Raw genomic sequence first — 21703 nt, forward strand, 5'->3', positions numbered from 1 at the left:
TGGCTTGCCAGCGATGGCGGTGGGGCAGTCGATATCAATGTTGAATGTCAGATCGAATCGCTGGCAAGCCAGCTCCCACAGTGATCTGCGGCGTGCCCGGAGTTTGTGAACATCACAGAAAACTGTGGGAGCCTGGCTTGCCAGCGATGGCGGTGGGGCAGTCGATATCAATGTTGAATGTCAGATCGAATCGCTGGCAAGCCAGCTCCCACAGTGATCTGCGGCGTGCCTGGAGTTTGTGAGCGACGCAGAAACCTGTGGGAGCTTGCCTGCAAGCGAAAGCGGTAGATCAGGCGCGAAAAAAACGGCACCTTCCGGTGCCGTTCGCCTTTCACATTTCAGCTTTTACTTGCGCGCATCCGCCCACGATTTCAGCAGTTCGTTGTAGCTCACGGTCTCGCCTTTCGGCTTCTCGTTGGCCAGTTTCGGTTTCGGTGCGCCCGGCTGATCAAACCAGTATTGCGCATCGCGTTCCGGGTTCATTTTCGGTGCGCACACCGCTTGGGCCTTGGAGCGTTCCAGACGCGTCATGATCGCGTCCTGATCCTTGGCCAAACCATCGAGCGCCTGTTGCGGGGTCTTCTCGCCGCTGGCCGCTTCGGCGATGTGGCTCCACCACAGTTGCGCCAGACGCGGGTAGTCCGGCACGTTGGTGCCGGTCGGGGTCCATTGCACGCGGGCCGGGCTGCGGTAGAACTCGACCAGACCACCGAGTTTCGGCGCCAGATCGGTCATCGCCTGCGAATTGATGTCCGACTCGCGAATCGGCGTCAGGCCGACGATGGTTTTCTTCAGCGACACGGTTTTCGAGGTGACGAACTGCGCGTACAGCCACGCCGCGAGTTTCTGTTTCTCAGGCGTGGATTTCATGAACGTCCACGAACCCACGTCCTGATAACCGAGCTTCATGCCCTCCTCCCAATACGGCCCACGCGGCGACGGCGCCATCCGCCATTTCGGCGTGCCGTCGGCATTGACCACCGGCAGGCCCGGTTTGGTCATGTCGGCGGTGAACGCGGTGTACCAGAAGATCTGCTGAGCGATGTTGCCCTGCGACGGCACCGGGCCGGACTCGGAGAAGGTCATGCCCGCCGCTTCCGGTGGCGCGTACTTCTTCAACCAGTCGACATACTTGGTGGTGGCAAACACGGCAGCCGGGCCATTGGTATCACCACCACGGGTCACGCTGGAGCCGACCGGGTGGCAGTCCTCGACGCGAATCCCCCACTCGTCCACCGGCAAACCGTTCGGCAAGCCTTTGTCGCCGCCACCGGCCATGGAGAACCAGGCATCGGTGAAACGCCAGCCCAGCGACGGGTCTTTCTTGCCGTAGTCCATGTGCCCGTAAACGCGTTTGCCGTCGATTTCCTTGACGTCTTCACTGAAGAATTTGGCGATGTCTTCATAGGCCGACCAGTTCACCGGCACGCCCAATTCGTAGCCGTACTTTTCTTTAAACTTGGCTTTCAGATCAGCGCGTTCAAACCAGTCAGCACGGAACCAGTACAGGTTGGCGAATTGCTGGTCGGGCAGTTGATAGATCTTGCCGTCCGGTGCGGTGGTGAACGAGATGCCGATGAAATCCTTGATGTCGAGCGTTGGCGAGGTGAAGTTCTTGCCTTCGTTGGCCATCAGGTCGGTGATCGATTCGGTTTTGCCGTAGCGAAAGTGCGTACCGATCAGGTCCGAGTCGTTGACCCAGCCGTCATAGATATTCTTGTCGGACTGCATCACCGTCTGCATTTTCTCGACCACGTCGCCTTCTTGCAGCAGGTCGTGGGTGAGCTTGATCCCGGTGATTTCGCTGAAGGCCTTGGCCAGCACTTTCGACTCGTATTCGTGGGTGGTCAGGGTCTCGGAAACGACCTTGATGTCCATGCCGCGAAACGGCTCGGCAGCCTTGATGAACCACTTCAGTTCTTCGAGCTGCTGTTCAGCCGTCAGGGTCGACGGTTTGAATTCACTGCCGATCCATTTTTTCGCCGCGTCCTCGTAAGCATCGGCCCAAGCGACTGCGCTCAAACCGCTGAGTGCCAGCATGGCTGCCAATGAAATGCTATGTCGCAGCTTATTGTTTTTGTCGAACATAGAGACCTCCTGTTTAAGTTGTGGAGCCGCGTTGCCGAACGACTCGACTAGCCCCAACGCATCACAGCCAACAGCCACACCAGGGACAACGCGGACGCCACCCAGATGCTCCAGTCGGTGGCGCCGATCACCAGCAAATGCAGGTAGGCGCTGCCGAGAAGACCGATAAACAAGCGATCGCCACGGGTGGTGGCAATCGGCAGAAAACCTCGCCGCAGGATGCTCGGCGAACGCAATTCCCAAGTGGTCATGCCGACCAGAATCAGGCCGATGACGATGAAGAACGCGGCTGTCGGGGTAGTCCAACTCATCCATTCCATCATCAGCTCCTCAGACCCGACCGAGGGCAAAGCCCTTGGCCACGTGGTTGCGAACAAACCAGATCACCAGCATGCCCGGCAGAATGGTCAACACCCCCGCCGCTGCCAGTACGCCCCAGTCGATACCCGACGCCGACACGGTGCGCGTCATCACCGCCGCAATCGGCTTGGCGTTGACCGAGGTCAACGTGCGCGCGAGCAGCAGTTCGACCCAGGAAAACATGAAGCAGAAGAACGCCGTGACACCGATGCCGGAGCCGATCAACGGAATGAAAATCTTCACGAAGAACTTGGGAAAACTGTAGCCGTCGATGTAGGCGGTTTCGTCGATTTCCTTGGGAACGCCGGACATGAAGCCCTCAAGAATCCACACCGCTAACGGCACGTTGAACAGACAGTGCGCCAAGGCCACGGCGATGTGCGTATCGAACAGACCGATCGACGAATACAACTGGAAAAACGGCAGCAGAAACACCGCCGGCGGCGCCATGCGGTTGGTCAGCAGCCAGAAAAACAGGTGCTTGTCGCCGAGAAAACGGTAGCGAGAAAACGCATACGCCGCCGGCAGCGCCACGCTCAGCGAGATCACCGTGTTCAAACTCACGTAATACAGCGAGTTGAGATAACCGGTGTACCAGCTCGGGTCGGTGAAGATCACCTTGTAGTTCGCCAGCGTGAAGTCCTGTGGGAAAAGTGTCAGGCCGCCAAGGATTTCGGTGTTGCTCTTGAACGACATGTTCAGCAGCCAGTAGATCGGCACCAGCAGGAACAGGATGTACACCAGCAGTGGAATAACTTTTTTCATAGGGGTAAGCCGTTTGCTCATGGCCGGGCCTCAGCGGTTGGCGTCGGAGTGCGTCATGGCGGTGTAAAACAGCCAGGACACCAACAGGATGATCAGGAAGTACACCAGCGAAAACGCCGCTGCCGGACCGAGGTCGAATTGCCCTACGGCCATCTGGGTCAAGGTCTGACTCAGGAAGGTCGTGGCATTGCCCGGCCCGCCGCCGGTGAGCACGAACGGCTCGGTGTAGATCATGAAACTGTCCATGAAGCGCAGCATCACCGCGATCAGCAGCACGCTTTTCAACTTGGGCAACTGAATGTGCCTGAACACCGCCCAGGCCGAGGCGCGGTCGATGCGCGCGGCCTGGTAATACACGTCGGGAATCGCGCGCAAACCGGAGAAACACAGCAGCGCCACCAGTGAAGTCCAGTGCCAGACATCCATCACCAGCACCGTCACCCAGGCGTCCATGGTGTTGGCCGCGTAGTTGTAGCTGATGCCCATCGCGTTGAGGCTCGACCCAAGCAAACCAATGTCGGCGCGGCCGAAAATCTGCCAAATGGTGCCGACCACGTTCCACGGGATCAGCAACGGAATCGCCAGAATGATCAGCACCACCGACGACCAGCGGCCCTTGGTCGGCATGGTCAGCGCAACGGCAATACCCAGCGGAATTTCAATCAGCAATACGCAGGCCGAGTAGATGAACTGGCGCAGCAACGAGTCATGCAGGCGCGGATCGAGCAGCACTTGCTTGTACCAGTCGGCGCCCACGAAGTAGCGGCTGGACTGGTCGAAGATGTCCTGCACCGAATAGTTGACCACGGTCATCATCGGGATCACCGCACTGAACGCTACCAGCAGGAACACCGGCAACACCAGCCACCAGGCCTTGTTGTTCTGCACCTTGTTCATGGCTGCACCTCATCGTCGGCTTCGAGCAGAAACTCATCCGCATAGACCATCAACCACTGCGCCGGAAAACTGATGTACGCCGTGCCCTGCGGCACCGGTTTGTCTTCGGCCAGCCGCACCTTCAGCGGTGCGCCGTCGAGGTCGAGAGTCATGATCTTGTAGGTGCCGAGGTCTTCGACGTGTACGACCCTGGCCTGCACCGCGTCATCAAACGGCTCGTCCCACACGTGAATGAACTCCGGGCGGATGCCGACCTTCAGATTTTTCCACTGCCCGTGTTCGATGTGTCGCTGCATGGCGTCGGACAGCGGCAAATGCGTCGAGGCGAAACCGACGCCGCCGGGCTGAGGCTGCACGTCGATCAGGTTCATCCCGGGGCTGCCGATGAAATAGCCGACAAAGGTGTGGCTTGGCCGCTCGAACAATTCCCGTGGCGTGCCGAACTGGACGATCTGGCCGCCGTACATCACCGCGATCTTGTCGGCGAAGGTCGAGGCCTCGAGTTGATCGTGGGTGACGTAGACCATGGTGATGTTGAACTGCTCGTGAATCTGTTTGAGCTTGCGCCGCAGCTTCCACTTCAGGTGCGGGTCGATCACCGTCAGCGGCTCGTCGAACAGGATTGCCGAGACGTCGTCACGGACCAGGCCACGGCCCATCGAGACTTTCTGCTTTTCGTCGGCGGTGAGGTTGCGCGCCTTCTTGCTCAGCAGATTTTGCAGGTCGAGGACTTCGGCAATTTCCTGCACCTTGCTGTGTACTTTTGCCTCGGCCATGCCCTGATTGCGCAGGGGAAAAGCGAGGTTATCGAACACGGTCATGGTGTCGTACACCACCGGAAACTGGAAAACCTGGGCGATGTTGCGCTTCTCCGGCGTCAGGTCGTTGACCGCTTTGCCGTCGAACAACACGTGCCCCTGCGAGGGGCTGAGCAAGCCGGAAATAATGTTGAGCAAGGTCGACTTGCCGCACCCCGATGGCCCAAGCAAAGCGTAAGCGCCGCCCTGCTCCCAGACGTGATCCATCTCGCGGATCGCGTAATCCTCGGCGCCGCTCGGGGTCTTGCTGTAGCTGTGGGCGAGGTGCTGCAAACGGATTTCGGCCATCAGGCAACCCTCGCGACACGCCGGCCCGGTGCTTGCACCAGACGGCCCTGCGCATCGAAAACGAACAGTTTGTGGGTCGGGATGTAAATGCGGATCGGCGCATCGACGTCGTATTCGTGAACGCCGGGCAGGTGCAGCACCAGCAGAAAATGCTCGTTGCGCACGTGCAAGAAGGTTTCCGAACCGCTGATCTCGGCGACTTCAACGGTCACTGCCAATTCCAAATCGTCATCGTTGCTCGGCACCAGCGAGATGTGGCTGGGGCGCACGCCAAAACGGAACTCGCCCTCACCCACCGGACGCAGATCGACGTTCAACGGGAAGTGTACGAAGTTGGCAAAACTCACTTCGTTGCCGGCAATGCGTCCGGGCATCAGGTTGATCGGTGGTTCGGAGAACAATTCGGCGGCGAGCACGGTTTGTGGCTGGTGATAGACCGAAGTGGACGGGCCGCTCTGAATCACCCGACCTTCGTGAAGAATCGTCGTGGTGCCGCCGAGTGCCAGCGCTTCGTTGGGCTCGGTGGTGGCGTAAATGGCGATGGTGTGACGCGCCTTGAACAGCTCGCGCATTTCCTGGCGCAGTTCTTCGCGCAGTTTGTAGTCGAGGTTGACCAGCGGTTCGTCGAAGAGGATCAGCTCGGCGTCCTTGACCAGCGCGCGGGCCATGGCCGTGCGTTGCTGTTGGCCGCCGGAGAGTTCCAGCGGATAGCGCTGCAGAAACTTCTCGATGCGCAGCATCTTCGCGGTTTCCTGCACTTTGCTCTGAATGATTTCTTTCGAGACCCCGGCCTGACGCAGCGGCGAGGCGATGTTCTCGAACACGGTCATGGTCGGGTAATTGATGAACTGCTGATAGACCATCGACACGTTGCGCAGACGCACCGGGCGCTGGGTGACGTCGACGCCATTCATCAGGATGCGGCCGCTGTCGGGCTTGTCCAACCCGGCCATTAAACGCATGAGGCTGGTTTTGCCGGACAGCGTACGACCGAGCAAAACGTTGAACGAACCGGGTTCGAATTTCAGGCACGCATCGTCGATCCAGGTCTGGCCCTCGACGGTACGGCTGACGTGCTCCAGGGTGAGTGACATGGCTCGGCCTTTTTATTATTGGAGTCAAGCGACCTGTGCACGGGAGCGAGTTTCGTGCCAGAACTGGCAAGTGGTTGATTTGGCGTGAAAATCGTTGAACGCGCGGGGATTGGGCGTTCATTGCTGAACACATTTGAACAGTTGGGCGATTGACAATGAACAATAGTGAACAACACTCTATGAACGCTTTTTGCGAACCGATCCCCCTGTAGGAGCTGCCGCAGGCTGCGATCTTTTGATCTTGATTGTCAAAAAACAGGATCAAAAGATCGCAGCCTGCGGCAGCTCCTACAGGGGATCGCATAACAATAATAAAATGCTGCATCAGAGGCCCACTGCCATGGCCGCACCTGCCCCGCCGCTGTCCCACGACGCGATCGTCCAGACTTCCTGGCAGCGTTGCCGCGCGTTCGGTCTTGATCACCAGAGCACGCCGGCCTTCGACCAGTTGCCCGCCGCCGGCATCGCCCATCTGCTCGACAGTCATCACTCGCTGGTGCAGACCACGCATCAGGAAGTCCTGCCCTATTACGAAAACATCCTCAGCAACTCCAACTGTCTGATCATGCTCGCCGACAATCAGGGCCAGGTCCTGACCTCGTGGGGCACGCAACGCTTTATCGAGCCGAATCTGGCGCGGGGTTTTCAGGCTGGGGCGAGCTGGATGGAGCGCTGCAGCGGCACCAACGCGATCGGCACGGCACTGGCGTGTGAACAAGCGGTACACATCGAACACGATGAACACTTTCTCAAGGCCAACCGCTTCATGACTGGTTCCGCCGCGCCGATTTTCGACGCCGAGCGCAAGGTGATTGCGGTGCTTGACGTGTCCAGCGACAGCTATCTGCCGCCGTCGCACACGCTGGGCATGGTCAAGATGATGAGCCAGACCGTGGAGAACCGGCTGATCCTCAACCTGTTCCATGGTCAACATTTTCAACTGACCTTCAACACCGGGTTGAACAACCTCGACAGTCAGTGGGCCGGGTTGTTGATCTTTGATGAGAGCGGTCAGGTGCTGTCGGCCAATCGCCGTGCCGATAATCTGCTCGGCGTGCGTTTGTCACGGGTCAGCGTTGAGAGCCTGTTCAAGGTGTCGCTGCTGGAGTTGATCAATCAGCCGGATGGCTTGCCGTTTGCCTTGCAGACCTCCGGGCGTAACCGTTTTCAGTGTTTGTTGAAGCGGCCGAAACAGGCGTCGATTCAGCCGCGCGTTTTTGTTGCTGAACCGAAAACCGCTGCGACCACCGCCATCAGCCTCAACACCCTGCACTTCGGCGACAGCCGCGTGGAAAAAGCCGTGCGACAGGCTGAGCGTTTGCTGGAGAAAGACATTCCGCTGCTGATCCATGGCGAAACCGGCGTCGGCAAAGAGGTCTTCGTCAAAGCTCTGCATCAGGCCAGCTCTCGCAGCAAACAGGCGTTTATCGCCGTCAACTGCGCGGCGATCCCCGCCGAACTGGTCGAGTCCGAGTTATTCGGTTACGAGAAAGGCGCGTTCACCGGCGCCAACCAGAAAGGCAGCATCGGCCTGATTCGCAAGGCGGACAAAGGCACGTTGTTCCTCGATGAAATCGGCGACATGCCGTTGCCAACGCAGGCGCGGTTGCTGCGGGTGTTGCAGGAGCGTTGCGTGCAGCCGGTGGGTAGCAGTGAATTGTTCCCGGTGGATTTGCGGATTATCTCGGCGACTAACCGCTCTTTGCGCGAACAAGTGCAATTGGGGCGGTTTCGTGAGGACTTGTATTACCGGATTGGTGGGCTGACGCTGGAGCTGCCGCCATTGCGCGAGCGCAGTGACAAGGAGGCGTTGTTTAAACGGCTGTGGGAGCAGCATCGTGAACCAACGCAATGGGCGGGCTTGAGCCAGGAAGTGCTGGAGTTGTTTAGCCGCCATCCGTGGCCGGGGAATTTGCGTCAGGTCAGCAGCGTGATGCAGGTCGCGTTGGCGATGGCTGAGGAGCAGCCGGTGAGGCTGGAGCATTTACCGGATGATTTTTTTGTCGATCTGGAGATGGAGCCGGTGGAGAGCGCGGCGCCGTTGGGGGTTGATTTGAATGATGTTGAGGCATTGAACCGAGAGCTGAAGGCTTCCGGGGGCAATATTTCGCATCTGGCGCGACGGTTGGGGGTGAGTCGGAATACGCTTTATAAGCGGTTGCGGCAGATTGACGGTTGAGTGAACCGCCCTTCCCCTCACCCCAGCCCTCTCCCCCAGGAGAGGGAGCTGACCGAGGTGTCTGGCGCTGAACATCGACCTGAAACATCGTGGCGATTATGGATTCGGTACCGTACGTTCAGGTCGGCGTATCTATTGAGCATCCCCCATTCAGTCCCCTCTCCTGCGGGAGAGGGCTAGGGTGAGGGCGAAAATTCCGGCTCAACCTGCACAGCCGAAGCCGCCTCCAATGTGCGCAACCCCACCAGCACAACAACCACCATCATCAACCCCGCACCAATGGCCACGCAGAACCCTGCCCGCGCGCCCCACGCATCAATGACCAGCCCCGCCAACATGCCACCGAGCGCGACGCCAATGCTGATACCCGTGGTCATCCACGTCAGCCCTTCGGTGATCCGCGACGGCGGGATGATGATCGTCCCCAGCTTCATGACCACCACCATCGTTGGCGCAAACGAAATCCCGGCAATAAACAGCGTCGCTGACAGCACATAAACGTCCGCGGCAAAAATCGGCAACACGCCGGTGAGCGCCGTAACCAGGATCCCGATCAGGAACTGTTTTTCAATCGCCAGGGAAACCCTCATTGCACCGAAGGTCAGGCCCGCCACCAGTGAGCCGAATGCATAGGCGGCGAGGATAAAGGTCGCCGACGCTGGCCAGCCTTGCGCATTGGCGAACGCCACGACGGCAACATCGATTGCTCCACCAATGACGCCCATCGCCAACAACGCGAGGACGATGGTGCGAACGCCGGGGATCAGCAGGGTTGAGCCGCCATGGCTGGCGTGACCGACGACAACCTTGGGTTCAGTCTGGCGTTGCAGCAGGAACGCTGTCACCCCGATGGCCAGCAACCCGACCGCGACCAGTGGCCCCGCTTCGGCAAAAAAACTCACGCTCAGACCGATCGCCAGTGGCGGACCGACGATGTAGGCCATTTCGGTGAGAACCGTGTCCAGCGAGAACGCCGTGTGCAGCTGCGGCTTGCCCCGAAACAACTGCGTCCATCGCGCGCGGATCATCGACGGCATGCTCGGCATCGTCCCCGCCAGTGCTGCCAGAACAAACAGCAGTGTGGCCGGTGCCCGCCTGTAGACCGCCAGGATCAGTGCCAACAACATGGCAATGCTGAACGCCGTGACGACGGGCAGCACGCGACTCTGGCCATGTTGATCGACCAGTCTGGAGATGTGCGGGCCGAGCAGCGCATTGGCCAGAGTGAACGTACCGGCCACGGCGCCGGCCAACCAGTAAACACCGGTTTGCTCAACCAGCATGGTGATGATGCCGATGCCGATCATTGCCTGCGGTAACCGCGCAATAGAGCTCGCGAGCACTAACCCGGTGGCGCCAGGGGTTGTTAGCAGCTCGCGGTAGTGATTGGCCATGGTGTCTCCATTCGATATTCGTCACCGCTCAGCATCCAGCTGAACGCGCTGCCGACATCAAGACCTAGGCGAACGTCAAAAGCAACCCTCACCCCCGCCCTCTCCCGGAGGGAGAGGGAGCTGACCGAGGTGTCTGGCGTGATGCAGCGACCTGAAAAAACCAGTCGATTATGGATTTAGTACGGAGCGTTGAGGTCGGTGGATCGCTTTGACACCTTTCCCCTCACCCCAGCCCTCTCCCGGAGGGAGAGGGAGCTGACCGAGGTGTCTGGCGTCGTACATCGACCTGAAAGACCGAGTCGATTATGGATTCGGAGAAAACTTTTCAAGTCGGCGTATCTCTTGAGCATCCCCCATTCAGTCCCCTCTCCCTCCGGGAGAGGGTTAGGGTGAGGGGCTTTTCTTGCGCCCAAACAAAAACCCGCACAAGGCGGGTTTTGTTCTGATCGTTCCCACGCTCCGCGTGGGAACGATCATCACGCCGAGCAGGTTCGGTCAGTCAGCCAGACGCCAGGTAGTCCCACCCTTGCCGTCTTCCAGCACAACGCCCATCGCCGTCAGCTGATCACGGATACGATCGGACTCAGCCCAATCCTTACCCGCACGTGCCGCCAGACGCGCCGCAATCAGCGCATCGACTTCAGCCGCATCGACACGCCCTTCAGCGCCCGCCTGCAGGAAGTCATCCGCCTCCAACTGCAACACTCCCAGCACGCTCGCCAGTTCTTTCAGACGCGCCGCCAGACCCGCCGCCGCATCGAGATCGCTCTCACGCAGACGGTTGATCTCACGCACCATCTCGAACAGCACCGCGCACGCTTCCGGCGTACCGAAGTCGTCGTTCATCACCGTGGTGAAACGCTCGACGAACGCTTCGCCACCCGCCGGTGCAACGTTCGGCAGGCCTTTCAGCGCGTGGTAGAAACGCTCGAGTGCGCCTTTGGCGTCCTTGAGGTTGTCTTCCGAGTAGTTGATCGCGCTGCGGTAGTGGCTCGACACCAGCAGGTAACGCACAACTTCCGGGTGGTACTTTGCCAGCACGTCGCGAATGGTGAAGAAGTTGTTCAAGGACTTGGACATCTTCTCGCCATTGATGCGAATCATGCCGCAATGCATCCACGCGTTGGCGTAGGTCTTGCCAGTGGCCGCTTCGCTTTGGGCGATTTCGTTTTCGTGGTGCGGGAACTCGAGGTCGCTGCCGCCGCCATGAATGTCGAAGGTCTCGCCCAGGCAGCAGGTGGACATCACCGAGCACTCGATGTGCCAACCCGGACGCCCGGCGCCCCACGGCGATTCCCAGCTTGGCTCGCCCGGTTTGGCGGCTTTCCACAGCACGAAGTCGAGCGGGTCCTGTTTCGACTCGTCGACTTCGATGCGGGCGCCGATGCGCAGGTCTTCGATTTTCTTGCGCGACAGCTTGCCGTAGCCCATGAACTTGGCGACGCGGTAGTACACGTCGCCATTGCCCGGAGCGTAGGCGTAACCCTTGTCGATCAAGGTCTGGATCATCGCGTGCATGCCCGGAATGTGATCCGTGGCGCGCGGTTCCATGTCCGGCTTCTTGATGTTCAGGCGCGCTTCGTCTTCGTGCATCGCGGCGATCATGCGCTCGGTCAACGCTTCGAACGATTCACCGTTCTCGTTGGCGCGGTTGATGATCTTGTCGTCGATGTCGGTGATGTTGCGCACGTAGGTCAGGTCGTAACCGCTGAACCGCAACCAGCGGGTCACCAGGTCGAACGCGACCATGCTGCGGCCGTGGCCAAGGTGGCAGTAGTCGTACACGGTCATCCCGCAGACGTACATGCGTACCTTGTTGCCATCCAGCGGCTTGAAGACTTCTTTGCTCTTGGTGAGCGTGTTGTAGATCGTCAGCACTTTAATTTCCTTGACGCTGAATCACTGGCCCCACGAATCACGCAGGGTCACGGTACGGTTGAATACCGGCTGACCTGGTTTCGAGTCCTTCAAATCGGCAACGAAGTAGCCTTCGCGCTCGAACTGGAAACGGTCTTCCGGCTGTGCATTGCCAAGCGATGGCTCAGCACGACAACCGGTGAGTACCTGCAGCGAATCAGGGTTGATGTTGTCGAGGAAACTCGCGCTGTCTTCAGCCTTCTCTGGGTTGGCCGAACGGAACAGGCGATCGTACAGACGCACTTCGCACTCGACGCTGGCGGCAGCCGGCACCCAGTGGATCACGCCTTTGACCTTGCGGCCTTCAGGGTTCTTGCCCAGGGTTTCCGGATCGTACGAGCAACGCAGTTCGATGATGTTGCCGTCGGCGTCCTTGATCGCTTCGTCGGCACGGATCACGTAGCTGCCGCGCAGGCGCACTTCACCGGCCGGTTCCAGACGTTTGTAGCCTTTTGGCGGCTCTTCCATGAAGTCGTCACGGTCGATGTAGATTTCCCGGGCGAACGGCAGTGCGCGCACGCCCATGTCTTCTTTCGGGTGACGCGGCAGTTCGAGGTTTTCGACCTGGCCTTCCGGGTAGTTGGTGATGACGACTTTCAGCGGACGCAGCACGCACATGGCGCGTGGCGCGGTGTGATCGAGGTCGTCACGGATGCTGAATTCGAGCATGCCGAAGTCAACCACGCCGTCGGAACGGTTGGTGCCGACCATTTCGCAGAAGTTGCGGATCGATTTCGGCGTGTAGCCACGGCGGCGGAAGCCCGACAGCGTGGACATGCGCGGATCGTCCCAGCCATGCACGTGCTTTTCATCGACCAGTTGCTTGAGCTTGCGCTTGCTGGTGATGGTGTAGTTGAGGTTCAGACGGCTGAACTCGTACTGACGCGGGTGCGCCGGCACTGGCAATGCGTCGAGGAACCACTCGTACAGCGGACGATGGCTTTCGAACTCGAGGGTGCAGATCGAGTGGGTGATGCCTTCGATGGCGTCCGACTGACCGTGGGTGAAGTCGTAGTTCGGGTAGATGCACCACTTGTCACCGGTCTGGTGGTGATGCGCGTGGCGGATGCGATACATGATCGGGTCGCGCAGGTTCATGTTCGGCGAAGCCATGTCGATCTTCGCACGCAGCACGCGGGCGCCATCGGCGAACTCACCGGCACGCATGCGCGCAAACCAGTCGAGGTTCTCTTCGACGGAGCGGTCGCGGAACGGGCTGTTTTTGCCCGGCTCGGTCAGGCTGCCACGGTATTCCTTGGCCTGCTCCGGGGTCAGGTCGTCGACGTAGGCCTTGCCGGCCTTGATCAGCTCGACGGCCCAATCGTGCAGCTGGTCGAAATACTGCGAGGCGTAGCGCACTTCGCCGGACCACTCAAAGCCCAGCCATTTGACGTCGGCTTCGATCGCGTCGATGTATTCCTGATCTTCCTTGGCCGGGTTGGTGTCGTCGAAACGCAGGTGCGTGACGCCGCCGAACTCCTGGGCCAGGCCGAAGTTCACGCAGATCGACTTGGCGTGGCCGATGTGCAGGTAGCCGTTGGGCTCAGGCGGGAAACGGGTGACGATCTGCGTGTGCTTGCCCGAGTCCAGGTCTGCCTGGATGATCGGCCGCAGGAAATTGACCGGCACGGCAGGGCCGGACTTGGCATTCGAGGTAGGGTCGACAGTGGGCTTGCTCATAGGATCCTTGACTTACAGGTGCGCGGCCGCAGAGGGGCCAGACAAAACAAAGCCGCTATCATAGCCGATGCTGTCAAGGGGCTGACAGAGCGCGGCCTATAAAGGAGCGCATTTAATCGCCGGGAATTGAAAAACAACCTCGAAATTCGCGTCTGTCACGCTAAACTGCGCACCTTGGCCCACGCTGGCTGAACCGGTTTGGGGGCTCGATGTCCCAAAACCACGAATTCCTCTAAAGAGTAGCGATCATGACTCAAGTTAAATTGACCACCAACTTCGGCGACATCGTCATCGAACTGGACGCGGAAAAAGCGCCAATCACCGTTGCCAACTTTCTCGAATACGTTAAGGCCGGTCATTACGAGAACGTGGTGTTCCACCGTGTGATCAAGGGTTTCATGATCCAGGGCGGCGGTTTCCAGCCTGGCATGCAGGAAAAGAAAGACAAGCGCGCCAGCATCCAGAACGAAGCCGATAACGGTCTGAAGAACGAGAAATACACCCTGGCCATGGCGCGCACCATGGACCCGCATTCGGCATCGGCGCAGTTCTTCATCAACGCCACCAACAACAGCTTCCTCAACCACACCGCCAAGACCGCTCAGGGTTGGGGTTATGCAGTGTTCGGTAAAGTCGTTGCAGGCACCGAAGTTGTCGACAAGATCGAAGGCGTGGCGACCACTTCCAAGTCCGGCCACCAGGACGTACCAGCAGACGACGTGATCATCGAGAAAGCCGAGATCATCGAAGCGTGATATTGCTGATTTCAGACTTGCATCTGGAAGAGGAGCGCCCGGACATTACCCGGGCGTTTCTGGATTTGCTCGCCGGACGCGCCCGCTCGGCGAGTGCGTTGTACATTCTTGGCGACTTCTTCGAAGCGTGGATTGGCGACGACGCCATGACGCCCTTCCAGCGTTCCATCTGCCAGGCCCTGCGCGAATTGAGCGACAGCGGCACGGCGATCTTTCTGATGCACGGCAATCGCGACTTCATGCTCGGCAAGGCCTTCTGCAAGCAGGCCGGCTGTACGTTGTTGAAGGACCCGAGTGTCGTGCAGTTTTATGGCGAGCCGGTGCTGTTGATGCACGGCGACAGCCTCTGCACCCGCGACGTCGGCTATATGAAGCTGCGCCGCTATCTGCGTAATCCGATCACCCTGTTTGTCCTGCGCAACCTGCCGCTGAGCAGCCGCCACAAACTGGCGCGCAAACTGCGCAGCGAGAGCAAGGCACAGACGCGGATGAAGGCCAATGACATCGTTGATGTCACGCCGGAAGAGATTCCGCGGATCATGCAGGCATTTGGCGTGAAAACCCTGATTCACGGGCACACCCACCGTCCGGCGATTCACAAGCTGCAGCTCGGTGAGCAGGCGGCGAAGCGGATTGTGCTGGGGGATTGGGATCGTCAGGGTTGGGCGTTGCAAGTGGATGAAAGCGGCTACGCCTTGGCACCGTTCGACTTTGCCCCGCCGCTGGCTTTGCCGCACGGCTGAAGATCGCTACCCCCTCACCCCAGCCCTCTCCGCCAGGGGGGCGAGGGGGAAAGGGAGCCGATCTTCATGCTGTTCAAAACCTGAGTTTGGCTAGGTATCGCAAGTCGGTGTACTTCGAAAGAACACCTCAATCAGTCCCCTCTCCCTCTGGGAGAGGGTTAGGGTGAGGGGCTTTTGACCTTAATGCCCGGAAGCCGCCGGCCCTGCCTTGGCAGCAAACGGTGGCTTCGCCAGCCACACAATCAGTATCAACCCCATAAAGCCCCAGCCCAGCAACGTGAAGTAATCCACGGTGGAGAGCATGTACGCCTGACTGGTCAAAATCTGATCCATCTGCGCATAAGCCGATTGGCTCGCCCCGCCCAAATGATTCAAGGTCTCGCGCGTCGCCGGCTCGAAGGTGCTGATGCTCTCACTCATATAAGCATGATGCTGATCCGCCCGGCGAATCCAGATCCACGTGGTCAGCGACGCCGCAAAGCTGCCGCCCAACGTCCGCAAGAATGTGGCAAGACCGGCACCATCGGCAATCTGGCTCGGCGGCAAGTCCGACATCAGAATGCTCAAGGTCGGCATGAAGAACAGCGCCACGCCAATGCCCATGAACAGCTGCACCAGTGCGATGTGCTGGAAGTCGACTTCATTGGTGAAACCAGCGCGCATGAAGCAACTCAAGCCAATCGCCAGAAACGCCAGCCCGGCCAGCAAGCGCAGGTCGAACTTGTTCGCGTACTTGCCGACAAACGGCGACAACAGCACCGGCAGAATGCCGATTGGCGCCACCGCCAGACCGGCCCAGGTCGCGGTGTAGCCCATCTGCGTCTGCAACCACTGCGGCAGGATCAGGTTGATGCCGAAGAACCCGGCGTAACCCAGCACCAACACCAGCGTGCCGATGCGGAAGTTGCGGTAGGCGAATAGCCGCAGATTCACCACCGGGTGCTGGTCGGTCATTTCCCAGATGATGAACACCGCCAGCGCAATCACCGAAATCGCCGCGCCGATGATGATGAAGTTCGACTCGAACCAGTCCAGATCATTGCCCTTGTCGAGGATCACCTGCAACGCGCCGACGCCGATGATCAGGGTGATCAGCCCGACGTAATCCATCGGCTGACGGCTGGTTTCCACCGGACGTTTGGCCAGTTGCGAACGCACCACCATCACCGCGAAGATGCCGATTGGCACGTTGATGAAGAAGATCCACGGCCAGCTGTAACTGTCGGTAATCCAGCCACCAAGAATGGGACCTGCAATCGGCGCGACCACCGTAACCATCGCCAGTAACGCCAGGGCCATGCCTCGCCTCGCCGGCGGATACACCGCGATCAACAGGGTTTGCGTCATCGGATACAGCGGCCCGGCCACCAGACCTTGCAGCACACGGAAGCCAATCAGTTCCGGCATCGACGTCGAGATACCGCAGAGAAACGAGGCCAGCACAAACAGAATCGTGGCCCACAAAAACAGCTTCACCTCACCGAAACGGCGGCTGAGCCAACCGGTCAGCGGCAGCGCAATCGCGTTGCTCACGGCGAACGAAGTGATCACCCAGGTGCCCTGCTCGGAGCTCACCCCGAGGTTGCCGGAAATCGTCGGCAGCGCCACGTTGGCGATGGTGGTGTCGAGCACTTGCATGAACGTCGCCAGCGACAGGCCGATGGTGCTGAGCAACAGGCTGGGCGGCGTGAAAGAGGCGTTATTGCTCATTGTGAATCCTATGAAACCGGGTTGACGCCTTGCCCCTGTGGGAGCGAGCTTGCTCGCGAAGGCGGTCAGTCAGACACAGTAGTGCTGAATGACGCGCCGCTTTCGCGAGCAAGCTCGCTCCCACAGGGTCAGGTGTGATCTCAGCGTTGCGCGGTTTTGCTCACCGCAGCGCTGTTGTCGTGGATCAGCTGCGCAATCATCGCGTCGGCTTCGGCCAGTTGGCGGTCGTAGACGTTGGTGCTGAACGAGGCCTTTTGCGGTGGTTGCTGCGCCAGCACCGGACCGCTCTGGTCGTGCAGGTTCACTTCAACATTGGTCGACAGACCGACGCGCAGTGGGTGCTTGGCCAGTTCTTCGGCGTTGATATGAATGCGCACCGGCACACGCTGAACGATCTTGATCCAGTTACCGGTGGCGTTCTGCGCTGGCAGCAGGGCAAACGCGCTGCCCGTACCGGCGCCGAGGCTGTCGACGGTGCCGCTGTACTTCACGTCGCTGCCATAGATGTCGGATTCGATATCGACCGGCTGACCGATGCGCATGTCCCGTAGTTGGGTTTCCTTGAAGTTGGCGTCGATCCACAGCTGATCCAGCGGAATCACCGCCATCAACGCCGTGCCCGGCTGCACACGCTGACCGAGTTGCACGGTGCGTTTGGCGACGTAACCGGTGACCGGCGCGATCAAGGTGCTGCGGGCGTTGGTCAGGTACGCCTGACGCAGATCGGCGGCGGCCGACATCACGTCCGGGTGCGATGACACCACAGTGTCGTCAACCAGCGCGCTAGTGGTTTTCAGTTGCTGTTTGGCGTTGGCCAAGGCGTTTTGCGCCGAGGTCAGGTCGTCGCGAGCGTGAGACAGTTCTTCCTGGGAAATCGCCCCGCCCTGCGCCAGGTTTTTCCGGCGGTTGTAGTTGTCCTGGGCTTTCTGCACTTCGGCCTGTTGCGCGTTGACCTGGGCTTTCATGCCGTCAACGTTGCTGTACAAGCCGCGCACCTGACGCACGGTGCGCGCCAGTTTCGCTTGCGCACTTTGCAGGCCGACTTCGGCGTCGTTGGGGTCGAAGTTGATCAGCACTTGGCCTTCGTGAACCAGATCACCATCGTCAGCACCGATGCTGACCACGGTGCCGGTGACCAGCGGGGTGATTTCCACGACGTTGCCGTTGACGTAGGCGTCGTCGGTGCTTTCGTTAAAGCGCCCGATGAATTCGTGATACGCCCAGACGCCGGCGCAGGCGAGTGCAACCACAACGGCCAGCACCAACAGCATGACTTTGCGTTTGCGCGGGTTGCCGGTGTCCGGGGTGTTGCCTTGAGCTTGGGTATTTTCGGCAGTGGCCATGACAATTACCTTGAATTAGTTGTGCTGCGTGGCTGGGCGGGCGTTGGCTGCGGTCAGGGTGTCACCCTGGAAGCCGCCGCCCAGCGCTTGCATCAGTTGAATCGACAGGTCGATCTGCTCGGCATTGAGGTTGGCCAACTGACGCTGGGCCTGCAGCAATTGCTGCTCGATGCTGAGCACGTCCAGGTAGTTGCCGATGCCGGAACCGTAACGCTGGACGACGGTGTTGTAAGAATCCTGAGCAATGTCGGTGGCATGCTGCTGCGCACCGATCTGCCGACCGATGTCTCGCAACTGGTTGATCGTGTCGCTGACATCGCCCAGTGCTTTCACCAGGCTTTTGTTGTACTGCGCCACCGCCAGATCGTAATCGGCGTCGCGGGCATCGAGGTTGGCGCGCAGGCGTCCGCCGTCGAAGATCGGCACCGAGATGGTCGGGGCAATGTTGAAGAAGCGACTGGCCGAGCCGAACATCGCGTCACCCAACAAAGATTCGGCACCGGCCGAGGCCGACAGGTTCAAGTTGGGATAGAAGCGGGTTTTCGCCGAGTCGATGTCTTTGCTCGCGGCTTCTACGCGCCAGCGTGCAGCAACCAGGTCCGGCCGACGACCGAGCAGTTCCGCCGGCAACACTGAGGGCACGGCGACAGCGCTGGCTTGCAGGACTTTCGGCCGAGCAATTTCGTTGCCGCGATCCGGGCCTTTGCCGAGCAGTACGGCCAAAGCGATCTTGGCGCTGTTCAGGCGTTTTTCGGCATCGATCAGACTGGCTTCGGAACTGGCTTCCAGACTTTGCGTTTGCTGGAACTGGTACTGACTGTCGATCCCGGAGCTGAGGCGACGCTGGCTCAAGTCGAGCATCTGCTTGGTGCGCTTCAGATCGTCGTTGGCCAGGTCATAAACGATGTGCGCCTGACCGAGATCGCTATAAGCGCGGGCGACATCAGCGGCCAAGGTCAGTTGTGCAGCCTGACGATCGACCTCAGCGGCGCGGGCCTGACCGAGTGCAGCTTCCCAGGCATCACGCTGGCCGCCCCAGAGGTCGAAGTTGTAATTGAACCCGGCGCTGACGTTACGCACGGTGGCGTAGGCATCGCCCTGCCCCAGCGGATCCTGATCCTTGGCCAGGCGCGAACGGCTGATGCCGGCGCTGGCGTCGAGGGTCGGATAGCGCTCGGCGTCGGCGGCATACGCGGCGGCGCTGGCCTGATGCGCGCGGGCGGCGGCGATTTGCATGTCCGGGCTGTCGTGCAGTGCTTCGCGGATCAAGCCGTCGAGTTGCGGATCGCCGAGGCTGGTCCACCAGTCGCTTTTCGGCCAGGCGGCCGGCGACAGCGTTACGCCACTGAGCGATTGGCCAGTTTTCAGGGTTTTCGCATCGAGGCTCGCACCGGAAGTGTCGAGGCCGCTGTAATTGGCGCAACCGGCGAGGATCATCGCCGACAGCACCAGCGTCAGGCTGCTGCGCAAGGTTTTACCGCTCATTGTGTTCACCTAAGCGCTGGAGGGTGATCGGGTCACCCGCTGCCAGCAGAATTTTCTTGAGGATGTATTCCAGGGTCTTCAACTCGTCCGGGGTGACGGCGCCCGCCAGTTCATTCATCGCGTCGGCGCCGATGTGCGGCAGGCGATCGGCCAGTTGCTGGCCTTGCTCGGTCAGTTTCAACTGCACCTGACGGCGATCGCCTTCGCTGCGGTGGCGAGCCAGAAAGCCTTTCTGCTCCAGACGATCGAGCATGCGCGTCATCGAACCGCTGTCGAGCGACAGATGCCGGCACAGCTCGGCCGGGGTATCGACGCCGTACTGGGCCATGATGATCAACACCTTGAACTGCGCGGCGGTGATGCCGTGGGGTTCCATGTGCGTGTCGATGATCCGGTCCTTGAGCAGCGCCGCACGGCCAAGCAACAGGCCGAGATGGCAATGTTTGAATTCGTCCGGGGTGAAATGCTTCATTTGCTCACCTAATAACTGCCTAGGCAGTGAATGTATGTCGAGATGTTACTGCCTAGGCAGCGAATGTCAATGGAATAGTTAGGAAGCTTGGTAATTAGTTGACCAGTGGAGTTGGGTTTTGTGTCGCACAGGCGGACGCCATCGCTGGCAAGTCGAATCGTCGCACCGCAGCTCCCACAGGGTCCGTTTCGTACACAATATTCATGTACGCCAGAGGAACCTGTGGGAGCTGGCTTGCCAGCGATTGGAGCGACTCGGTGTGAAGCCGGTCAGGAATCGTCGGAAGGATGCACAGGTGGCGGCTGCACAGGATGCACCTCGCGCCCCCGCAAGGCAGTCGCCACATACCCAAAGGCACGTTTGCTCACCGCATAAATGCTGTGCCAGCCCGGCGGCGCCGGCTCGATGGCAGCATGCAACGCTCGCGCATAGTCGAGCACCAGTCCGGGCGTCCAGGCCATCACCTCGGCACGCTTGCGCACTTGCGCGGCGACCCAGAACTCGGGACTGAAAATCACTCGAGCGAAATCCAGCATGCTCGAATGGCCGCGGTTCATCGCCCCTTCCAACGCGGCTTCGAGGCTATGGGCGACAGCACTGGAACAATTGCGGCTGGTGAGGTTGTACGTGCTGTTCTGCCGATACTCCGTCCAGAACGCATGCAGGCGCCGGGCGTCGTAATGGGCAAAGCTGACCTGCACTGAGGATGGACACCAGTCCGCCACCTCGCCGGCATAGTCGGGCAGAAACCTGCCGGCGACATCGTTGTTCGGCGTCGCCCGCAGCAAGCGCACGAAATCCCCCGCCGAACGATCAATGTCGTCCTGCGGGTAATGGCTGATGTAAATGTCCGGCCCGCATTCCAGTGCCGCATGGCCGGCGGAGATCACACCGTTGATGTCGACCGCTGCGATGTAGCGGTTGAGCAGGCGATTGCGCACCAAGGTGTCATCAACGGTGCCGCTGGGGGTCCAGACGTGAATCACCAACGCATCGCTGCTGGCCGGCGCACTGACCGACAAAGGGCTTGTCAGCGGCGGCTGGTTTTTGAAGCGCACGGCTTGCCGCAACAAGGCACAGCCTGAGAGAAACAGGCTCATGCCAATGCAGAACGGCACCGTGCCCTTATACAGCGTCGGATACGGTTCAAGGATAAACATGCCAAAGCCGATTTCGAACAACCCCGCCAGCAGCGACACTTGCCAGCCGACGAAGCGCACCACCAGCGCAGCCGCCAGCCGAAAACCGCCATCGAGCAAAAAAGCCCCGCCAAACAGCACCGCCAGAATCAGCCCGGCGGCGTGTTGCCGGTCGACGATCAGCAGCCCCAGCAACAGAAACGCCAGTCCGCGCGCTCTGCGCAAGGCCGCAGCAGTTCCGGCTTGTGGTGCCGGCACCAGCAGCAGGATCAGCGCCTCGAGCAACAACAGATAGCCGAAGAGATGCAGCGGGAAATACAAAACCCCGTCCAGCGCATCAATGAAGATGCCCACTCCAGCCGCGCCCCAGACAATGCCCGTCAGCGCCAGTGCGGACCAACGCTTGCGGACAAAGTCGTGACCGAGCAAGACCATACTCAAGCGGACCATATGACCTCTCTGCTGCGCCGGGGCCGTACGACCAGTACGGATTTCAGGCTGGGGTGAGTCTAATACATCGCCGCGTTTGCGCAGGCGCGGGAGCGTGTTCTAAGAATCGCCTGATGTCCATCGGCA

Annotated in this window: 17 protein-coding genes; 3 read left to right on the plus strand and 14 right to left on the minus strand. The window is 59.9% G+C overall.

Annotation, left to right across the window (positions count from 1 at the left end; all coding sequences use genetic code 11):
• Nucleotides 1-345: 345 nt before the first annotated feature.
• From ACIF4X_RS09460 to ACIF4X_RS09485, 6 genes are read right to left on the minus strand one after another with little or no spacing between them, the layout of a single operon-like run.
• A complete protein-coding gene (locus ACIF4X_RS09460) occupies nucleotides 346-2088 on the minus strand; it encodes an ABC transporter substrate-binding protein (protein ID WP_034155766.1) in 1743 nt (580 codons plus the stop codon).
• A gap of 47 nt (nucleotides 2089-2135) precedes the next feature.
• On the minus strand, nucleotides 2136-2408 hold the full coding sequence (locus tag ACIF4X_RS09465; RefSeq protein WP_007912485.1) for a DUF2160 domain-containing protein: 273 nt from the start codon (nucleotides 2406-2408) through the stop codon (nucleotides 2136-2138).
• A gap of 10 nt (nucleotides 2409-2418) precedes the next feature.
• Nucleotides 2419-3213 carry a carbohydrate ABC transporter permease gene (locus ACIF4X_RS09470; RefSeq protein ID WP_371042959.1) on the minus strand — a complete coding sequence of 265 codons (795 nt, stop codon included), beginning with the start codon at nucleotides 3211-3213 and terminating at the stop codon, nucleotides 2419-2421.
• A gap of 30 nt (nucleotides 3214-3243) precedes the next feature.
• Nucleotides 3244-4110 carry a carbohydrate ABC transporter permease gene (locus tag ACIF4X_RS09475; RefSeq protein WP_007912484.1) on the minus strand — a complete coding sequence of 289 codons (867 nt, stop codon included), beginning with the start codon at nucleotides 4108-4110 and terminating at the stop codon, nucleotides 3244-3246.
• Nucleotides 4107-5216, minus strand: a complete 1110-nt coding sequence (locus tag ACIF4X_RS09480) for an ABC transporter ATP-binding protein (RefSeq protein ID WP_397481909.1) — start codon at nucleotides 5214-5216, stop codon at nucleotides 4107-4109. The genes ACIF4X_RS09475 and ACIF4X_RS09480 overlap by 4 nt, the downstream gene beginning before the upstream one ends.
• On the minus strand, nucleotides 5216-6310 hold the full coding sequence (locus ACIF4X_RS09485) for an ABC transporter ATP-binding protein (RefSeq protein ID WP_397481910.1): 1095 nt from the start codon (nucleotides 6308-6310) through the stop codon (nucleotides 5216-5218). The genes ACIF4X_RS09480 and ACIF4X_RS09485 overlap by 1 nt, the downstream gene beginning before the upstream one ends.
• Before the next feature lie 340 nt (nucleotides 6311-6650).
• Here ACIF4X_RS09485 and ACIF4X_RS09490 point away from each other — a divergent pair, with 340 nt between their 5' ends.
• On the plus strand, nucleotides 6651-8489 hold the full coding sequence (locus ACIF4X_RS09490) for a sigma-54-dependent Fis family transcriptional regulator (RefSeq protein ID WP_397481911.1): 1839 nt from the start codon (nucleotides 6651-6653) through the stop codon (nucleotides 8487-8489).
• Between the two features lie 176 nt (nucleotides 8490-8665).
• Here ACIF4X_RS09490 and ACIF4X_RS09495 read toward each other — a convergent pair whose 3' ends face one another.
• The 3 genes from ACIF4X_RS09495 to ACIF4X_RS09505 form a co-directional block, all read right to left on the minus strand.
• On the minus strand, nucleotides 8666-9883 hold the full coding sequence (locus ACIF4X_RS09495) for an MFS transporter (protein ID WP_397481912.1): 1218 nt from the start codon (nucleotides 9881-9883) through the stop codon (nucleotides 8666-8668).
• Nucleotides 9884-10378: 495 nt separating this feature from the next.
• Nucleotides 10379-11761, minus strand: a complete 1383-nt coding sequence (gene cysS / locus ACIF4X_RS09500) for a cysteine--tRNA ligase (protein ID WP_397481913.1) — start codon at nucleotides 11759-11761, stop codon at nucleotides 10379-10381.
• A 21-nt stretch (nucleotides 11762-11782) separates the two neighbouring features.
• A complete protein-coding gene (locus ACIF4X_RS09505; RefSeq protein ID WP_397481914.1) occupies nucleotides 11783-13480 on the minus strand; it encodes a glutamine--tRNA ligase/YqeY domain fusion protein in 1698 nt (565 codons plus the stop codon).
• Between the two features lie 248 nt (nucleotides 13481-13728).
• Here ACIF4X_RS09505 and ACIF4X_RS09510 point away from each other — a divergent pair, with 248 nt between their 5' ends.
• Nucleotides 13729-14235, plus strand: a complete 507-nt coding sequence (locus tag ACIF4X_RS09510; protein WP_397481915.1) for a peptidylprolyl isomerase — start codon at nucleotides 13729-13731, stop codon at nucleotides 14233-14235.
• Nucleotides 14232-14978, plus strand: coding sequence for a UDP-2,3-diacylglucosamine diphosphatase (gene lpxH, locus ACIF4X_RS09515; RefSeq protein ID WP_397481916.1), 747 nt, complete (start codon nucleotides 14232-14234; stop codon nucleotides 14976-14978). The genes ACIF4X_RS09510 and lpxH overlap by 4 nt, the downstream gene beginning before the upstream one ends.
• A gap of 180 nt (nucleotides 14979-15158) precedes the next feature.
• Here lpxH and ACIF4X_RS09520 read toward each other — a convergent pair whose 3' ends face one another.
• The 5 genes from ACIF4X_RS09520 to ACIF4X_RS09540 form a co-directional block, all read right to left on the minus strand.
• Entirely contained in the window at nucleotides 15159-16688 is a 1530-nt protein-coding gene (locus ACIF4X_RS09520) for a DHA2 family efflux MFS transporter permease subunit (protein WP_397481917.1), read from the minus strand.
• A 140-nt stretch (nucleotides 16689-16828) separates the two neighbouring features.
• On the minus strand, nucleotides 16829-18031 hold the full coding sequence (locus ACIF4X_RS09525; protein ID WP_008082123.1) for an efflux RND transporter periplasmic adaptor subunit: 1203 nt from the start codon (nucleotides 18029-18031) through the stop codon (nucleotides 16829-16831).
• Between the two features lie 15 nt (nucleotides 18032-18046).
• The gene (locus ACIF4X_RS09530) at nucleotides 18047-19516 is read right to left on the minus strand and encodes an efflux transporter outer membrane subunit (RefSeq protein ID WP_397481918.1); all 1470 of its coding nucleotides are present in this window, start codon (nucleotides 19514-19516) and stop codon (nucleotides 18047-18049) included.
• Nucleotides 19506-19988: a MarR family winged helix-turn-helix transcriptional regulator gene (locus ACIF4X_RS09535; protein WP_397481919.1), complete on the minus strand. Its 483-nt coding sequence runs from the start codon at nucleotides 19986-19988 to the stop codon at nucleotides 19506-19508. The genes ACIF4X_RS09530 and ACIF4X_RS09535 overlap by 11 nt, the downstream gene beginning before the upstream one ends.
• Before the next feature lie 269 nt (nucleotides 19989-20257).
• Entirely contained in the window at nucleotides 20258-21577 is a 1320-nt protein-coding gene (locus tag ACIF4X_RS09540; protein ID WP_397481920.1) for a hypothetical protein, read from the minus strand.
• Nucleotides 21578-21703 lie beyond the last annotated feature (126 nt).

The sequence above is a fragment of the Pseudomonas sp. NPDC085632 genome, assembly GCF_044541255.1.
GTDB lineage: Bacteria > Pseudomonadota > Gammaproteobacteria > Pseudomonadales > Pseudomonadaceae > Aquipseudomonas.